Source organism: Winogradskyella sp. SM1960 (assembly GCF_020179375.1).
Classification (GTDB): Bacteria; Bacteroidota; Bacteroidia; order Flavobacteriales; family Flavobacteriaceae; genus Winogradskyella; species Winogradskyella marina.
Map to the genome: position 1 here is coordinate 496,289 of NZ_JAICBG010000001.1, position 16,024 is coordinate 512,312.

Sequence of the window (16,024 nt, forward strand, 5' to 3'; positions counted from 1 at the left end):
TATATAAGCTTCTCGATACAAAATTCCTGAAAAACGGAATTTCACTCGAAGTGACGTTACGCTATCAAATAGGTTTCGACTGCGCTCAACCTGACATTACTTATAAATACTACCACAAAACGTCAGTTCGAGTGGTTTTTAAGGTACGAAAAAATTATATCGAGAACCTTGTGTCTACAAATAAGCTTCTCGATACAAAATTCTTAAAAAAACAGAATTTCACTCGAAGTGACGTTATAGTATTAAAGTGGTTTCGACTGCGCTCAACCTGACATTAAGAAATCAATTTTATGTTAGCCTTCAATCCAACCCATAATCGCATTAGCTACAAACCTTGGTTCTGGTGGCAACGCATAAATATCTTTTTCATAGTTTTTATTGTAAGGTGATATGTTCATGATGTTTCCATCTACAACGAGTGTGCTACTTCCTCCTGGATCAAAGCCCATTGCTTTTTCCATGCCGTATTTTAAAAGAATATCGACCATATCAAAATGCGTCGCACCAACGGATTCTCTAATACGACCATTGACCATTAACACCATTAATTTTCCAGCTTTGGTAATTCCAACGGCTATTTTTGGGCCTCGCATATCTGTAAAATCTAATCGTGCGGCTTGCGTTTTTATAGAATTGGTGGTTTTCCAACCTTCGTCCTCCATGTTTAGAATTTGTTTACCGTCATCTATTAACATTGGTCCTGCTTCAATGGCATAAGAAATTTCATTCCATTTATAAGGGTTTTCTTCTGGCTCTAACAGTTGAATATCTAATGATTTACCTTCAACAAACATTGTTTCTGAGAACACATCTTCAGGAATAGACAAGGTAATTCCAACTGGAATCACGCGCACATCTTCCTTAGACTTCGTTTTGATAATTTCTTTCACCGTATTTCCTGCTAGTCTTACAATAACATTGCCGTTGCCTTTGTAGCTGTCTTCAGTATAAGACAAATCATAAAAACAAGGTTTTGTTGTGCTATGCGTATTATAATGAGCACCAGAAAATGTTAAGTCTTTGGTTTTCCCTTTAATAATTAGACCAGCTTTACAGTTTACTTTTCGAATATCAACATCACCATTTTTATAAATAATAAATGCTGGTTTATTGAAAAGTGGTGGACAAAACACTTTATTATCCATAATTAAAAGTCCTAAAGGCGAACCAATATAGGTTTCTGGCAAGCCTAGTTTACCAACCAATTCCGGATTCAAAATATAACCACCATTCCAAGCTAGCTCTATCTTATTTGGATTTTTACTTTTCTTCTTGTACTCTTTTACAAGTGCTGGCACATTTTTAGGCTCTTTATTGGCAATATGTGCCGCAAACTTCCAACGGTGTTTTTTGGTATCAATTTCAGCTAGAATTCCACTCCATGGTAAGCCATCATCATAAACACCTCCTGCAAACGACGATTTTACTTTTTCTACCGTTTTAGAAGGTTCTAAATCTTCTTTAATCTGCGTTAATAATTTGGCAATTGGAGTGCCGTTTTCAATGGCATCTTCAGTCATCATATTTAATAATGCCTTCTCTCCTATCTTATCTTTTAAATCTTGATATAAATCACTTTTAAGAACCATATCAAAATCTTTCGCTGTTTGACTTGGAGTCGGATAGGCTAAAGTGGTACGCACACCTGCTGGCACAAACTGAATAAAACCACTGCCTTTTGGAATGCCCATTATTTTAGCTGTCATTTGATACATCACCTTACCAATATGAAAGTGGTCGATTTCAATAATATCTGTCATCATAGCTGCATATTCCCCATTGGTTATTATGAAACCATCTGCCTCTTTTATAGCGCGTAATATCTTAATGGCTTTAGCACCCATTTGTGGAAAATGTACTCCTTCTGACCATTGCTTGGTTTCTACAATCTGAATAACTCCTGCATTGTACAACAAGCCTAGTTCTGGCTCTTTCCCACTTTCTAAATACTCTTTAATATCTGCACTAGAGAACCATTTTGTAATTCTTGGCTCGTGAATAAAAAAGTAGATTTTCTCTAATTTGTCTACATTGGCTTCAAGTATGTCTGACGTTAACTCCTGCTCTATCGTTAATTGTAACTGAGCTCTTATAGGTTGTAATACAAAGTACTCTAATTCATGTTTAATAAAACGACCAGGAAAATAGCCTTTAGGCACATTTTTCTTTAAATTCTTAGTTAAGATTTTACGATCATCAATACCCAAATACTGACTATTGGTAAGTTGAAAGAGTGCTAATTCCCAATCCGCAAAAAACTGTGGTGCTAAGGTTAAATCTGGTAAGTTTTTTGGTTTAAAAACATCTGTATAAATCATATTTACCAAACCAGTGACTTCTTGATAAGTAAAGGCCTGATACGCATACGATTTTTTATTTCTATGACGATATGCTAACGCATGATCGTGACGAATAGAGATTTCACCATCCACATATTTAAATATATCATCAATTGCATTGTAATATTTATGAATGAGTTCGAGATTTGTGTTGACTAAATCTGGAATATCATTTTCCATCGTTCTAGCATAACGCATGACACGTCCTTTTACCAACTGTTCTTCAACTCTAAAAAAGCTAGGATCAATTAAGGATTTTAAATAGTGCATAAACGACAAACGACCATAGCCTGGCAAATAATGGCGCTTCTTTTTATTGAGAATCGCATTAAGATCTTCGTTTTCAAAATCTACAGACTCCTTATATTGCTTTAATAAATTAATGACTTGTGGATTATCTTCAATAGAAACAGAGACCAACTGGTAATACATACGTTGCAAAATGTAACGCATATTCTCTTCCAACGCCTCTAGACTGTAACGTTTTTTAATCACACTTCTATTGTGCGTTACATCGACCATTCTATTTTGAGGATAAAACACATGGTCACAGATTTTTTCTGCTAATTTCTTTGGGACTTTTGAGCCTTTAAATTCTAAAACATTAAGTCGAAGCGACTCGTCTAGATGACGACCAATAACCTCATCATAGACTTCTCTTGGCTCATACTGTCTACAAAAAATTGGTGTTCCACAAGCAGCAGCTTCAATGATTGGCAAACCACGTCCTTCGGTTTGACTTGGCAGTAATATTAATGATGCCACATCAAATAGCTGCTCAATATCTAATGGTTTTTCGTGTTTCTTTTTAAAATCATTTTTATCGAATTCACTAAATAAAAACCCAAGCAATACACGCGATTTAAATGCTTTTGGAAGCTCTTTTAGAAAATCTGAAAAGTCCTTTTTCAGATCGTGATAATAATTCTGCTGACCATGTGGAATAGGTCCTGAAACAATTAACGATAATTTTAGCTGTGGATTGGTATGAAATTTTTCAGCAAATGAATCATAAGAGAACAAGCGTTTGATGAGTTTAAAATTCAACTCAATAGATTTTCTACTAATCACTCTTGTGGGCTGTAAAAACACAATATTGTTATTTACAAAATCGAAGTTTTTTATCGTTTTATGACCTAATAGAATAGGTTTTAAAGAGCGCTTACTTTCGGTATGATGAGCAGCGGTATGAACCGTTATACTATCCTTTTTATTAGCAAAAATAGTAGACACTTGCATAAACGCTTTAATAATATCGCGCTTACTCATCTGATGCAATTTAGTATCAACAGCTGTGCCTAACAAGGCTACGTTAGCCGGATTATGACCATTAACATTTATTAAATGATCTTGCTGAATTCTATTGATATTCACATTCATCCACGAGCGACTTTCCCATGGGTAAATGGTTTCAATAATTGAGAAAAATTCGCCGACATGTGCATTGTGAAAAAAGAAATCTCTTGGTCCTTTTTTAAGGCCTTTCTTTTTAATTTCGACTTCTCTGTTTCCACCTTCCCAATAAAAATCATGATTATTATTGATGACAGGAATTCCTAAATATTCTGAAATTAAAACGGTTGCCAAAGCCAATGACACGTTTCCAGGATTAGAACAGACATTAATAAGGTATAATAATGAAATGTCATGCTCTTCAATATAGCTTCCTAATTTCTCTACAAGTACTAAAACCTCTTTCCAAAACTTACCAATGAGGCTATTATAAGCTTCACTTCCACGTTCCATAGTAATTTGAAAGAAATCCTTATATAATGGCCAAGCATCAAAGGCTTCCATCTCTGGAATCACTTTTCTAAAGGCAGTTTTTGGAATAAGCTCATCAGCTTCCTGTTTAATTTCACCTGCTATAAAGTGAATGGGAATATCGGGATAGATGCTCTTAAAGGTTTTAGCATATTTTTCGGTTTCAACTGTAATGCCATCAATGGTGAAATAAAAGGTTAAAAACGCAATGCCTCCGTTTTCCAGATGCGTATCAAACGTAGAGGCATTACCTTTAAATACTGATGGTAAATTTTTCTCTTTAAACTTATCCATAAACAAGCCTAAATCGAACCAAGTGTTTATGTTTTCTTTTTTTAACTCATTTAAAATAGTAGAGATTTTTGTTGTTTTTTTATCAGTCATGTTTTAACGCTTAAAATGTGAATAATTCGCTTAACTTTTCTTCTAATACCTCATACGAAAAGTGTTTTTTACCAATGCTGAAATTGTACTCTCCGATTTCTTTACAACGCTTTGGATTATAAATTATATCCGACATTTGTTGCACACTTTCTGGCGTTAAATTGCTATCTTCTATCATTACGGTTTCAAAACCTTTGTTGCCTATATCTTGCATATAGACAGGCTTGTAGTTATTTACAAAAATTGGTTTTTTAGCGAGGATGGTTTCCACAAAAGCATTTCCAAAGCCTTCATAGGTACTAAAATATGTGGCTGCTCTTCCGTGTGCATACACATCTGATAAATCTTTATGATCTAAAACTTTATGCGCTGCAAATATGATTTGACGCGATAAATTTAAATCGTGAATTTGGTCGATTAACTCATTGTAATAGGTCTTATTTTCATCGTCATTATTATTTCCTGTTATGACTAATTTTAGCTTTTTGTCATCTAGTTGGTCAATTAATGAAATGGCGGTTTCAATCCCTTTTCGTCTAACGATACGCGTGACTTGCAGTAAGGCTATTTCATCTTTTAAAACACCAACGTCTCTCAGAAAAAATTCATTCTCTGGTGTTGGCACTCCGTATACGCGATTAAAATCCATAACATTTGGCACCAAAGTAGCATCAATATCAAATCGGTTTTTAAAGGTTTCTACTCCGAATGTATTAATAACAGCGTGTTTTACATTAGGTAGCAATAATGGAAAGTTCTTATCGACATAGTGGTTGATCTCTGGGTGGAAAGACACATAGCGTTGACCACGCTCCCAATGAAAATCATGATCGTGCGTTACAATAGGTATACTTGTAGTTTCAACAAGTTTTTTAATGGCGACTCCCATGGACAAATGGCAAGGCAATGCAGAGGCATTTTCAGAAAGAATAACATCAATTTTCTTATCGGTAATCCATTGTCGCATAGCGAAATGAATTCTATTCGACGCTTTTTCAACATGTTCTAATAAGGCATCCGGATTTTTATCGGGTTCAAAAAAGGCTTTACGTTGTCCCCATTCTGCTTCAACTGAAAAGAATGATAAGGCAGGATACAAATAATGATGCTCACGATCCATGGTCCAGGATTCGAATTCACCAGACATGATGAAAACTTCATGACCTAATTTTTTTAAAACATCTATCCATTTTTCGGTTTCGAGTGCTACACCATCGACACCACCAATTCGTCCAATAATAATACCTATTCGCATGTTATATCTAAAGTTTTGTGTTCTTTAAATATAGTGCATAGTCTAAAAGATTGAAAGGTTTTAAACCTCTGGATTAGCACTTTTACGACTTCAAAAAATTATGTGATATTAAATTATGTGTTACATAATTTATGTCGCGAATCTTAACGAAATGATAATATTGAAGTTTATCACCTTCGCATTTTACGTAGCAAAAGTGCTTCAAGCTCAGCCATTGAACCCTATTTATTCTGAAATTACAAACGCGTCACTAAGCTCTTTTTCGGTTGGTTTTTCAAACCAAGTTTCCATAAAATCGAAGTTGTCTTGCGTGACTTCAAACTCAAACGTATCGCCTTTTTCGGTATTTCTTTTGAGTACACGTTCTAGTCGCGTCGCTTTAGAAACGTCTAAAAAATGTAATTTTATGGTATAGCCATTCATTTCCGCGAACTTCCTGAATTTTTCACGATGGCCAAATTTAGACAATCCTAAATCTAAGATGGCATCCGTTTTTATGGTTTCTAACTGATGAATGAGTTCTAACATCATACGCTCAGAACGTTCAATGCGTTCTAAAAACCACTCTAAACCATCGGTATCTTTTTTATCTGGAAGAAACAAAACGTTATTCCACGTGTCGATTGAAAATACCACTCCATTAATACGTTTTCTTAATTCGTTAGCGTAGGTTGTTTTTCCTGAACCTGTATTGCCTACTATAAGGTGAATCATTTTTGTTTTTGTATTTTAATCAACAATCTCGTAATCAACATCTAGTTTTCGTAAAGCTCTTAAGGCAGAACCGGAATTTTTATCATCCACCTCAATATCTACAGCATCTCCTTCTAATAATATATCGGTAAGCTCATTAGGCAAGGATGCATTGCCATTAACAGAAATCTCAGTAATACAGTTGGCTATGGCTCTTTTGTCTGGCCGTTGCGCATCACAAGATAGTAGGTTTAGTTTCATAATTTAACTTATTAATGCTTAAAGACATATAAAAATGACATCTAAAACTTTAGATATGATTATGCACCTAATGTAGTGAATAAAGACTGAATAGCATGTCCACATACGATTTTATAAAAGTGGACTTTCTAACAACTAACATTCACAAAAAAGACACTTAACGCTCTACTTCAAAAATAGTATTTCTTTCCGTTTTATATAGGTTCTTAGCTACAAAGGTATTTTTTACTGTAGCATGGTAATTTTTATGCTTTGGGTTGCACAGATATTCTAGTTGATGGGCTATCATTTTTTCAAAAGGCACAAGGAAACTTGTAGTATCACAGTGCTCAACATCTCCCTTGTTTAGTAAATTTAAAACCGTGTAAACAGACTCAATAGTACTCAAGCAAAGGGATTCTGGTTGTTGTTTGATGATAAATTTTGATTTAATGGCATTATCAAAACTCACGCGTTGTAGCTTTTGCAAGTTCGTACTTAGTTTTAGCATTTTACGCGCACAAGGCCATGTGCCATCTAAAATGAAGAGGTGTGGCTTATTGCCCATAAATGAAGTCACTTCTGAACTTTCTCTTACCGATAAGTTGAAATTCTCTTTTCCTGGATACAATAAAAAAGAGCTATTATTTTCATTTGCCAGTATGTCATTAACACGCTTATTATTGGTGAAATCGACACCTACAATAATTTCTGAATTCTCGAGCTGAAGCTTGGTCATGTGTCCCGTTCCGTTTTTTTCTTTCTTGTACTCTTTGGGGTGCATCAGAATAATAAAACGCGTCTTCGTCTGTAATGGACTGATGTGTTTACAAATACAGGTGCTTTTAGGACTCATACATTTATAACAGGTCAGTCTTGGGGTTATTGGTTTTGATTGCAATGTTGGGTATTTCTTTATTTTTCTGAAACCTGTTTGTATATGATTCGTGGTGTGTTTAAGTTACTAATTTAGCAAATAAAAACCGAATAGGAAATACGTGAGGCTTCACATAAGTATGCTAGAACTAGTAATAAACTATAAACAGTGTTGTGAAAAGTATTTACTTTTTTGTTTTGCCTTCATAAATATTAAATTCGCCAATTAATTTGTCTTTCCAATAAATCAAAAACTCTCCCGAATCTTTTTTAGTTTTAAATGCAGGAAAAAGGAAACGAAATTCGATGTAACCTTTTTTTCTTTTTGGACGAAAAGATTCAAGGTCAAATCTATGTTCGGTATTTGGTAAATTTCTGTCGGAATAAAAGTAAGTCCTATATTGCTTATAATTTGTAATTCCATCTTGTGAATATTTGATAAAATTATCTTCTCTTTTAAAGTTTTCAAGTCTGGTTTGATAAACTGAATGTTGCGTTTTTAATTGGGAAATCTGAAAAGCTAAGTGTCTAACTCCATTGCCTTTATCAACTAAAGACAGATTATTGAAATCGATAGTTTGTCTTTTGCTGTAATTTAAAACTTTTGCTTTAAATCCAATAAGAATGCGTTTTTCAAGATTATCTTTATCTATTCCTAATTTCCATTTTGTAGGTATAACTTCTGTTTCTGTAATTTCAATTTGAATATCCTCCAATAATGGGTAATCTTGGAAAGTCATTTTATTTGAGAAAAAGAAAATAGTAAATATTATTATAATTCGTGTTTTAAACATGCTGCATTCAAGGTTTTAACGCAACAAACGTTGCTTTTTTTAAGTTGAGTCTAAGCTACAATTTTTAGTTCATTTAGCATAATTTCATTAGGTGTTTCAGCACTAAAGTTAGCAAACCTGTCTGCCGATAGGCAGGTCAATTACAGATAGAAAGTCCGCGAGGACTTTCGTAAGTAAACTATTACTAGCAATGAATTATACAGGTTGTTAGTAAAGGTTTTATTTTTTTATAACCAATTCCGCTTTATTTATCTCCAATGTAGAATTTTCAGATGCGACCAATAGTCCTCTAAAAGTATAATTTCCGTCCTCCTTAATATCAAGTTCAGTGTTTTTGCCAGTAAAACTCCAATCAGTTTTTCCGTTAATTGACGTCTTCAATTCACCGATTGTAATATTTTTATCAGTCGGGTCGATTTCCAATACACCTAATTTCTCATCATTTTTTATAATCTCAATTTTAAATTTTAATGAAATTTGTCCTTCATAATTATAATCCATATCCGACCAAAAAGCGATTTCATCTCCTTTTTTAAGTTCAACTTGGTCTTCTATTATAATCAAATTGTCATCACTTTTACTGACTTCATTAATTGCAAGCCTAGCTACTTCTTCACCTGTTAATCCACAGCTCACCATTAGCAAGAGCGATAAAATTAAAGCAATTCTGTTTGATATTTTTTTTATTGTTTTCATTCAAATTTCATTTTAGTTTGCAACGTGATTGTGTATGATTTCGTTGCGTGTTTAAGCACTAAAGTTAGCAAATAAATCACAGATAGAAAGTCCGCGAGGACTTTCGTAAGTAGGCTATGACCAGCAATGAATTATACACGTTGTTATGCGCTTTAATATTTTTTAACCAATTCAAATTTCTTTGATTCTAATCTGTCAATTGGGTCTTTTCCAATTATTTTTTCTCCAATCATTTCAATCAATTCACTATCGCTAAATTCAAGTAATAGTTTTCCGTTTTTAAATAATTCAGATTGTTCAATTTTTGCTGTTTTGTCAATACCTTTCCTTGAAAAAACGATAGCAAAATCACCAACATTTTTTTTGGTATATTTTGAAACACTGAAAAAATTCGTTGAATTAAGTTTACTAGAATAATTTTTGAAATCAATTATTATTGCTGAACAATTATAGTTTCTCTTAATGTCTGACCAAAAAGAAGTTAAATCAGAGGGATTGTTATTTACCATTAAATCTCGTCTATGATTTTTTAAGTTATTTTCTATTTGTTCCTCACTTAAATATTTTTTGAAATTATCCTTGAATAAAAAACTAAAAATATCAATACCTATAGATTCATATTCTGACCAATTCTTTTCTCCAGGAATACATTTTTTAAGTCTTGAAATTAGATTTTCTCCTTGAAATTTCAATTCAAAACTGTTTGATTTAATTCTTAGGCTTGGTATTTTAGACTTAATATACCAATGGATAATTTGACTGTTTTCTACTTCAAAATGTTCTCGTATCAAATCTTGAAGAATAATCGTTTTAATATTTTCGTTTTTTAATATTTTATATATTTCGTCTCCCGGAAATGAAGTGAATATGAATGCAGGTATCATTTCTAATGAAGTTTTATTTATACGCGCAATACGAGATTTAATCTTTGCTACACTTCTTGATTTATGATGAAATATCTCGAAGGCGAAAGATTTTTTTTCTTTTGTAGCAGAAATATCATATCCAATATCGTTTGATAAATTCACCTCATTTATCTTGTATCCTTTGCATTTTAATAGGAACGAACAAAACTCTTCGATTTCATATCCACTAGAGTTTTGAATAAAAATTTCGGTTAATTCTCGATGTATATTACTTATTGAAAATGGATTTCGAAAACTGAAGTCTTCTTTTTTTAGACTTGCAATATGTGCTCCTGCAAATTTGTCTGTTATTTCTTCAAGGTTATGAAAGTAAGAGGGATAAAAATCATAAAATTGATGGTGCAGTTTAACAGAGTTATCACCATTAGTTGTAAAATATGAGTGAATTCTGAATTCAAAAATATCAGATGGCATTGCCTCAGTAATATACGCTAGAACCTTTTTATTGCAGAAAGAAAAGTTTTCTGATAAAGAAGGGTAATGTTCCATTATATATCCTCTATAGTTACTTATATCAGCAACGAGTTTGTTTTCGAGGTTAGTGTAATCCTTTTTCCTAATGATGACCTTTTTCTTTTTAGGTCCAGTTTTCGAGAATGCCCTTATCTCTTTTATTTTTTGAGTTTTCTCTTTGTTGCTTTTGAAACTAAAATTCTCAGGAAAATAACTATGAATTGGTTCAGTCTTAATTTTTTCGAATAGTTCTATTTCCTTAATGTCTAGGTTTAGTAAAGCAATTTTAATTTTTGATATGTATTGAATTAACTCTCCACCAAATCGTAATCGAGTAGTCCAAAGACACTCAATCAATTCAAAATGTAATTCATTAACTATTTTGATTTTTTGATTATCAAAATCCTTTATTGATTCTGACTCTAACAAATCGTAAAAGTCATTAGTGAATGTTAATGGAAATAAATCGAATTTTAATATTCTATTAATTAAATGTGTTAGTTCTGACTTAGCTTCAAAGTATTCTTTAGGTTCGTTTACATTCGATTTGTTAATTCGAATGAAAGCGTCAATTAAGGAATCATAATATTTTCTTGTTGTAGTCATTAATTTTGTTTGTCCTTATTGCGCATAACTCGTTATATAAAAACAAATAGCAATCTTATCAATATTATACTTCAGGATAACAAAACTTTAAGGCACTATTTGTATTCTATAAAACTATGAAAACATTTCCAAATACCTATACGTAAAGTCACGTACTATTTTAAACTAAAAAAGCACCTACAAAACTGTAAGTGCTTTTTCAAAATTTATGAGTTCTAAGCTCTACGTCTCTAAAACAACTTTGCAAGTCCCGAAAACTCATCAACTACTAATGTTGGCTTATAATCCGCAATGTTTTCGTTATAGTTATAACCGTAACTCACACCAATACTATCCATATTGGCATTTTGAGCGGCTAGAATATCATTTTTAGAATCACCAACCATGATGCTTTTGTCTATGGTGGTATGCAGTTCTTTTACTAAGTGAAACAATGGTGCAGCACTTGGCTTTTTCTCAACTAAGGAATCTTCACCGATCCAACATTTAAAGAATTTTGTAATCTCTAAGCTGTCTAAAATTGGTTTTATAAACCCATAAGGTTTATTGGTGCATATCGCCATTTGATACCCTTTTTTATCTAAACTTTTTAAAGTTTCTAAAACACCAGGATACATAAACGTATCGATACAAATGGCACTTTTATAAGCCGCCAAATAGATATCAAAGGCTTCTTTTAGCAAAGGTTCTGGCAACTGCTTATCTTGCGTTCTATATTCGAGCGCTCTACGCACTAAAGGTTTTGCGCCATTGCCTATATAAGGCGTGACTTGCTCTATGGTTAAAGGATGTAAACTGTAATGCTTCAACATTTTATTTACGGCCAAGGTGAGATCTGGAATGCTGTTAATTAGCGTGCCATCGAAATCGAATATAATTAGGTCTTTGTCTTTAAAATTCACAATGTTTTATTTAGACACAAAGATGCGGAAGTTTTTATGAAACTAGGCTTGTAGGTTCTTTAAAATTGGGTGTGATGGTGGTTGGTTTTTAGTTGACATTGATATTATATTATATTATATTTTGATGCTCTTAAAAAACACCCCTCAAGTCCCCTCAAGGGGACAATCTAATCGAATAAACTTTTGGGTAAAATATTAAAAACCCTAAGTTCGAATTATTCATATCTCGAAAAGTTTTAATTATAAAAATTGTATCGTGAATTCGTTTGCGGACAAATTCTTGTTCTCGATACTCTTTTCACTCATTTTCAATCGTAAAATGCACTCGAACTGACGAATTTTTTAAGATTTGATGTTCATTAGAACACCCCTAATAAGCTTCGCTCGGTAGCTTCTGAACAAAACATATTTTGTTTCTCACTAATCCTCAAGGGGACAATCTAACCGAATAGACTTTTAGGTGAAACATTAAAAACCCAAGTTCGAGGGATGTATATCTCGTAGAGCTTTAGTAATAAAAATTGTATCGTGAATTCGATTCCGGACAAATTCTTGTTCTCGATACTCATTTTACTCATTTTCAATCGTAAAATGCACTCGAACTGACGAATTTTTTGAAATTTGATAGTCATTAGAATAGGTTTTAGTTGAGATGCGTTTCAAAAAAAACGCTTAAAGATTTTTCAACTTTTGTTTCAACATTTTGGCGGCAGACGTATAACCTCCTTCGGTGCCATCGACAAAGTGAGAGTGTTTGGTTTTTCTATCTAACACATAACAAGACATTACTGAGGCGTGCGTGACATGAATACCATAAACGATTTTATTGTCGTTTTCGAGTTGATTTAAATACGTTATAAAAAGATTAATTTGAGATTGCTCGGCTGTAAAAACAGTATTAATCATGCCATCGAGCATAAATGTATGAGACAGTTGCCCTATTTGATTTAAATAGTATTTTCCATCTTTTGATAGGTTTAAATAGAATTTACCGATTAGTGTAGACATCCATTTTTTAAATAAGTAGCTTAAATTTTGCCTCGTGAGACTAATCTTCATTTCCTCCCATATATTACGAATACTGAAATTTAATCTTAATTTAGTTGATTTTATAGGTTGTCGGTTATCAAACGTCCCAAAGAGTCGATCCATCTCACTAATAACAGCTTTATAAATCCATCTTTGATCGCCTTCATGTATCGCATCTAATAATAAACACACCACTTTTTTTTGGGTTTGAATCGGTTTAACTTGCTTCCAACGACACTCCATGCCTTCTAAATTTAAAAGGGATTTCTCGAAATTAGTGCGGCTCTCTTCAAAATTGGTTTTAATTAATACTTCAGCTTTTTTCAGACCAGTACCCAACACAATAGGGATCGATAATTGATTGGTTATCTGATGTTTTGCAAGTTTTAAACCATAATCCTGACCATCCAAATAACTCACTGAAATATGACCTACTCTAAGTATTAGATTGGTATTATTCTTAATATGAAGACTATAATTATCTAAGATTTTTATGATTGGCTTTAAGAACAGCGATGGAATAATAAATGTCGCGCCATCACCTCCGAAAAAATAGGGTATTTCTATGTTTTGCTTTTCTTTTCTAATAAAATTTAATACGGAAATTATAGAGCCTGTCGCGGTTAGATTAACTTGATGGTGTTTGCCTTCATCTACGGCTAATGTAGAATTTAAAATATCAACGACGACAACATGCCAAGTACCTGGCACATCAGAGAAATAAGATTCATTTTCTAATAATGCTGTAAGTGTATCCGTTGACTTTTTTAGCTTGTTATAAAATTTTATATTTTCCATTAGCTCCGCTGCAGACTGCTCTCTTTTTCTTTAAAATGTTTTTAACCACACATTATCACGTGCGTTTAAAGATTACTACATCCGTTATCTTAAATATAATCATTTTTAAGAGTAATCAACACTATAACTTAATTGATAATTGTTGTTTGTTTTTAATATATTCTATTCCAGAAAAAAAGCACCTACAAAACTGTAAGTGCTTTTTAAAATGTATAAAAATGTTAAACCTTAATTGACATCAGGAAGATTGTTGTAATCCTTACTGTAATGTAGCATCTGCTCTGCAAATGCACTAGGTTGTGTGACTTTAATCGTTGTGATTTCTCCAGCATCATTTAGTTCTGGCACTAACACAGGGTTTACAAAACCACTGTATGGTGGAGATGGAAATTGTTTGTTACGCTCTAAAACTTCGGCATGAATATCTTGATCTACTTTTACACCGTACCCTTCCACTAAGGCTTCAACAGCGGCGTAATCTCCTTCCGACTTAATACGTTGTGTTTCTCTTAATAGTTGTCCGAATAATTCGTGCAACTTTTCGTAATCATTAATGTTAAAATAGGTTTTTCCATCTTTAGTTACTTTTTCTATTACGTTGTCTGCTTTTCCTTTTTCGAAAGCCCAAGAAGACACCCATTGTCTGTTTCTCATATGTGCTTCTTCAACATCGTCACCTAAATCTAAACGGATTAATTGGGTCATTAAACCATTTCTGATGTAACCGTCATAAGCTGCTTTTCCTACTTTTTTCCAGTCTTCAACGAGGCCTAAATCTTGTAATTTAGAATCGTATAAATAGTATAAACCGACTAAATCAGCACGACCTTCTTCTAAAGTAGAGGCATACGTCTTGAGGGTTTCTTTAGTTTCACCAACACCAGGATTTAATTGTCCTGAAGCATGACCAATCACTTCATGTAAAGCGGTATGTAATTTATCTGCTAATTGTCCGTATTCTTCTTCGAGTTGTAACTCTTCTTCATCGTGAACAAATTCTTTTAAACGACCAGAACCTCCTGCATTATTGTAAGCACCAATAATATTTCCTAAAGAAACGGATTTACTTCCAACGGCTGCTCTAATCCAGTTGGCATTTGGTAAATTCACACCTATCGGAGTACTTGGAGACGCATCACCTGCTTCACCTGCCACATTTACTACTTTGTAAGTTACACCAACCACACTGTCTTTTTTGTGTGCGTCCATTAAAGGTGAATTATCTTCAAACCATTGTGCATTTTCAGATAACACAGCCATTTTTTTAGACATGTCAAAATCATTAATCTGAACAATCGTTTCGTAAGACCCTCTATAGCCTAAAGGATCATTGTACACTTCAATAAAACTATTAATATAATCCACATTACCTTCGGTTGCTGCTGTCCAAGCGACGTTATAATCGTCCCAAGTTTGTAAATCACCCGTTTTATAATACTCAATTAGTAAGCCTAAAGCCTCACCTTGTGCATCATTTTCGGCAACACCTTGTGCTTTTTCTAACCACGAAATAATTTTATCGATAGCGGCACCATACAAGCCACCTGACTTATAAACACGTTCTTTTAATTCTCCATTTTCTTTTACCAATTGTGAATTTAAACCATAAGATAATGGCTTCTCTGGATCTGGAGATACTTTCGTTTTGTAGAAATTAGCCACATCTGCATTCGTTACATCTGGACCGTAAAAATTTACCGCAGATTCTAAGACGTTGTCGATGCCTTTTGCCTGATTCACTTTTTTAGCATCCTTATCGTTAAATAAAACCTCAAAAGCTTCACCTTCTAAAGTGGTGTTGGTTGCAGATAATAATTCGTTTAAATAGTCTTTATCAAACGCTGGTTTTAATTTTGCATTAGAATAGTGATGGTGAATTCCGTTACTAAACCAAACACGCTTTACAAAAGTTTCAAAATTTTTCCAGTTGTCAGTGGTTTTGTCCCCTGTGTAGTTGGTATATATATTTTCTAGCGCATGTCTAATTTTAAGGTTATGTCTGTAGTTTTGATCCCACATAATATCGCGACCCTCAAGACCTGCTTGCGTTAAATAATAGACTAATTTTTGTTCTTTAAGGCTTAAATTTTCCCAACCTGGAATTTGGTATCGTAAAATTTTAATGTCAGCAAATTCTTCGACATTATAACTAAATTCCGCTTCAGTAACTTCGACGGTTTCAGTTGGTGTTTCTTTTGCTTCATTCTTACATGCCACTATAAAAAGGGCAAGAAAACAGATTTTAAATAAGGATTTTAAATTCATGTGA

Annotated in this window: 11 protein-coding genes; all 11 read right to left on the reverse strand. The window is 33.2% G+C overall.

The window, feature by feature from the left end; genetic code table 11:
- Positions 1–293 precede the first annotated feature (293 nt).
- Positions 294–4,487 carry a phosphodiester glycosidase family protein gene (locus K1X16_RS02250; protein WP_225034888.1) on the reverse strand — a complete coding sequence of 1,398 codons (4,194 nt, stop codon included), beginning with the start codon at positions 4,485–4,487 and terminating at the stop codon, positions 294–296.
- A gap of 10 nt (positions 4,488–4,497) precedes the next feature.
- Positions 4,498–5,742: a glycosyltransferase family 4 protein gene (locus K1X16_RS02255; RefSeq protein ID WP_225034889.1), complete on the reverse strand. Its 1,245-nt coding sequence runs from the start codon at positions 5,740–5,742 to the stop codon at positions 4,498–4,500.
- 225 nt (positions 5,743–5,967) lie between these two features.
- Positions 5,968–6,456 carry an AAA family ATPase gene (locus tag K1X16_RS02260; RefSeq protein ID WP_225034890.1) on the reverse strand — a complete coding sequence of 163 codons (489 nt, stop codon included), beginning with the start codon at positions 6,454–6,456 and terminating at the stop codon, positions 5,968–5,970.
- Between the two features lie 15 nt (positions 6,457–6,471).
- Positions 6,472–6,696 carry a hypothetical protein gene (locus tag K1X16_RS02265; RefSeq protein ID WP_225034891.1) on the reverse strand — a complete coding sequence of 75 codons (225 nt, stop codon included), beginning with the start codon at positions 6,694–6,696 and terminating at the stop codon, positions 6,472–6,474.
- A 157-nt stretch (positions 6,697–6,853) separates the two neighbouring features.
- Complete coding sequence (locus tag K1X16_RS02270; RefSeq protein WP_410529962.1) at positions 6,854–7,531, reverse strand: tRNA-uridine aminocarboxypropyltransferase; 678 nt, start codon at positions 7,529–7,531, stop codon at positions 6,854–6,856.
- Between the two features lie 205 nt (positions 7,532–7,736).
- Complete coding sequence (locus tag K1X16_RS02275; RefSeq protein ID WP_225034893.1) at positions 7,737–8,345, reverse strand: hypothetical protein; 609 nt, start codon at positions 8,343–8,345, stop codon at positions 7,737–7,739.
- A 219-nt stretch (positions 8,346–8,564) separates the two neighbouring features.
- Complete coding sequence (locus tag K1X16_RS02280) at positions 8,565–9,041, reverse strand: hypothetical protein (protein ID WP_225034894.1); 477 nt, start codon at positions 9,039–9,041, stop codon at positions 8,565–8,567.
- Positions 9,042–9,193: 152 nt separating this feature from the next.
- Positions 9,194–11,026, reverse strand: a complete 1,833-nt coding sequence (locus K1X16_RS02285; RefSeq protein WP_225034895.1) for a hypothetical protein — start codon at positions 11,024–11,026, stop codon at positions 9,194–9,196.
- Between the two features lie 230 nt (positions 11,027–11,256).
- Positions 11,257–11,928, reverse strand: a complete 672-nt coding sequence (locus tag K1X16_RS02290) for a phosphoglycolate phosphatase (protein WP_225034896.1) — start codon at positions 11,926–11,928, stop codon at positions 11,257–11,259.
- A gap of 672 nt (positions 11,929–12,600) precedes the next feature.
- Positions 12,601–13,755: a DUF3095 family protein gene (locus K1X16_RS02295; protein ID WP_225034897.1), complete on the reverse strand. Its 1,155-nt coding sequence runs from the start codon at positions 13,753–13,755 to the stop codon at positions 12,601–12,603.
- A 228-nt stretch (positions 13,756–13,983) separates the two neighbouring features.
- Positions 13,984–16,020 carry a dipeptidyl peptidase 3 gene (locus tag K1X16_RS02300; RefSeq protein ID WP_225034898.1) on the reverse strand — a complete coding sequence of 679 codons (2,037 nt, stop codon included), beginning with the start codon at positions 16,018–16,020 and terminating at the stop codon, positions 13,984–13,986.
- Between the last annotated feature and the right edge of the window lie 4 nt (positions 16,021–16,024).

Bases quoted from the DNA above. Each gene is read 5' to 3' on its own strand.
- K1X16_RS02250 (WP_225034888.1), bottom strand. From the start codon at position 4,487: ATGACTGATAAAAAAACAACAAAAATCTCTACTATTTTAAATGAGTTA.
- K1X16_RS02255 (WP_225034889.1), bottom strand. From the start codon at position 5,742: ATGCGAATAGGTATTATTATTGGACGAATTGGTGGTGTCGATGGTGTA.
- K1X16_RS02260 (WP_225034890.1), bottom strand. From the start codon at position 6,456: ATGATTCACCTTATAGTAGGCAATACAGGTTCAGGAAAAACAACCTAC.
- K1X16_RS02265 (WP_225034891.1), bottom strand. From the start codon at position 6,696: ATGAAACTAAACCTACTATCTTGTGATGCGCAACGGCCAGACAAAAGA.
- K1X16_RS02270 (WP_410529962.1), bottom strand. From the start codon at position 7,531: ATGAGTCCTAAAAGCACCTGTATTTGTAAACACATCAGTCCATTACAG.
- K1X16_RS02275 (WP_225034893.1), bottom strand. From the start codon at position 8,345: ATGTTTAAAACACGAATTATAATAATATTTACTATTTTCTTTTTCTCA.
- K1X16_RS02280 (WP_225034894.1), bottom strand. From the start codon at position 9,041: ATGAAAACAATAAAAAAAATATCAAACAGAATTGCTTTAATTTTATCG.
- K1X16_RS02285 (WP_225034895.1), bottom strand. From the start codon at position 11,026: ATGACTACAACAAGAAAATATTATGATTCCTTAATTGACGCTTTCATT.
- K1X16_RS02295 (WP_225034897.1), bottom strand. From the start codon at position 13,755: ATGGAAAATATAAAATTTTATAACAAGCTAAAAAAGTCAACGGATACA.
- K1X16_RS02300 (WP_225034898.1), bottom strand. From the start codon at position 16,020: ATGAATTTAAAATCCTTATTTAAAATCTGTTTTCTTGCCCTTTTTATA.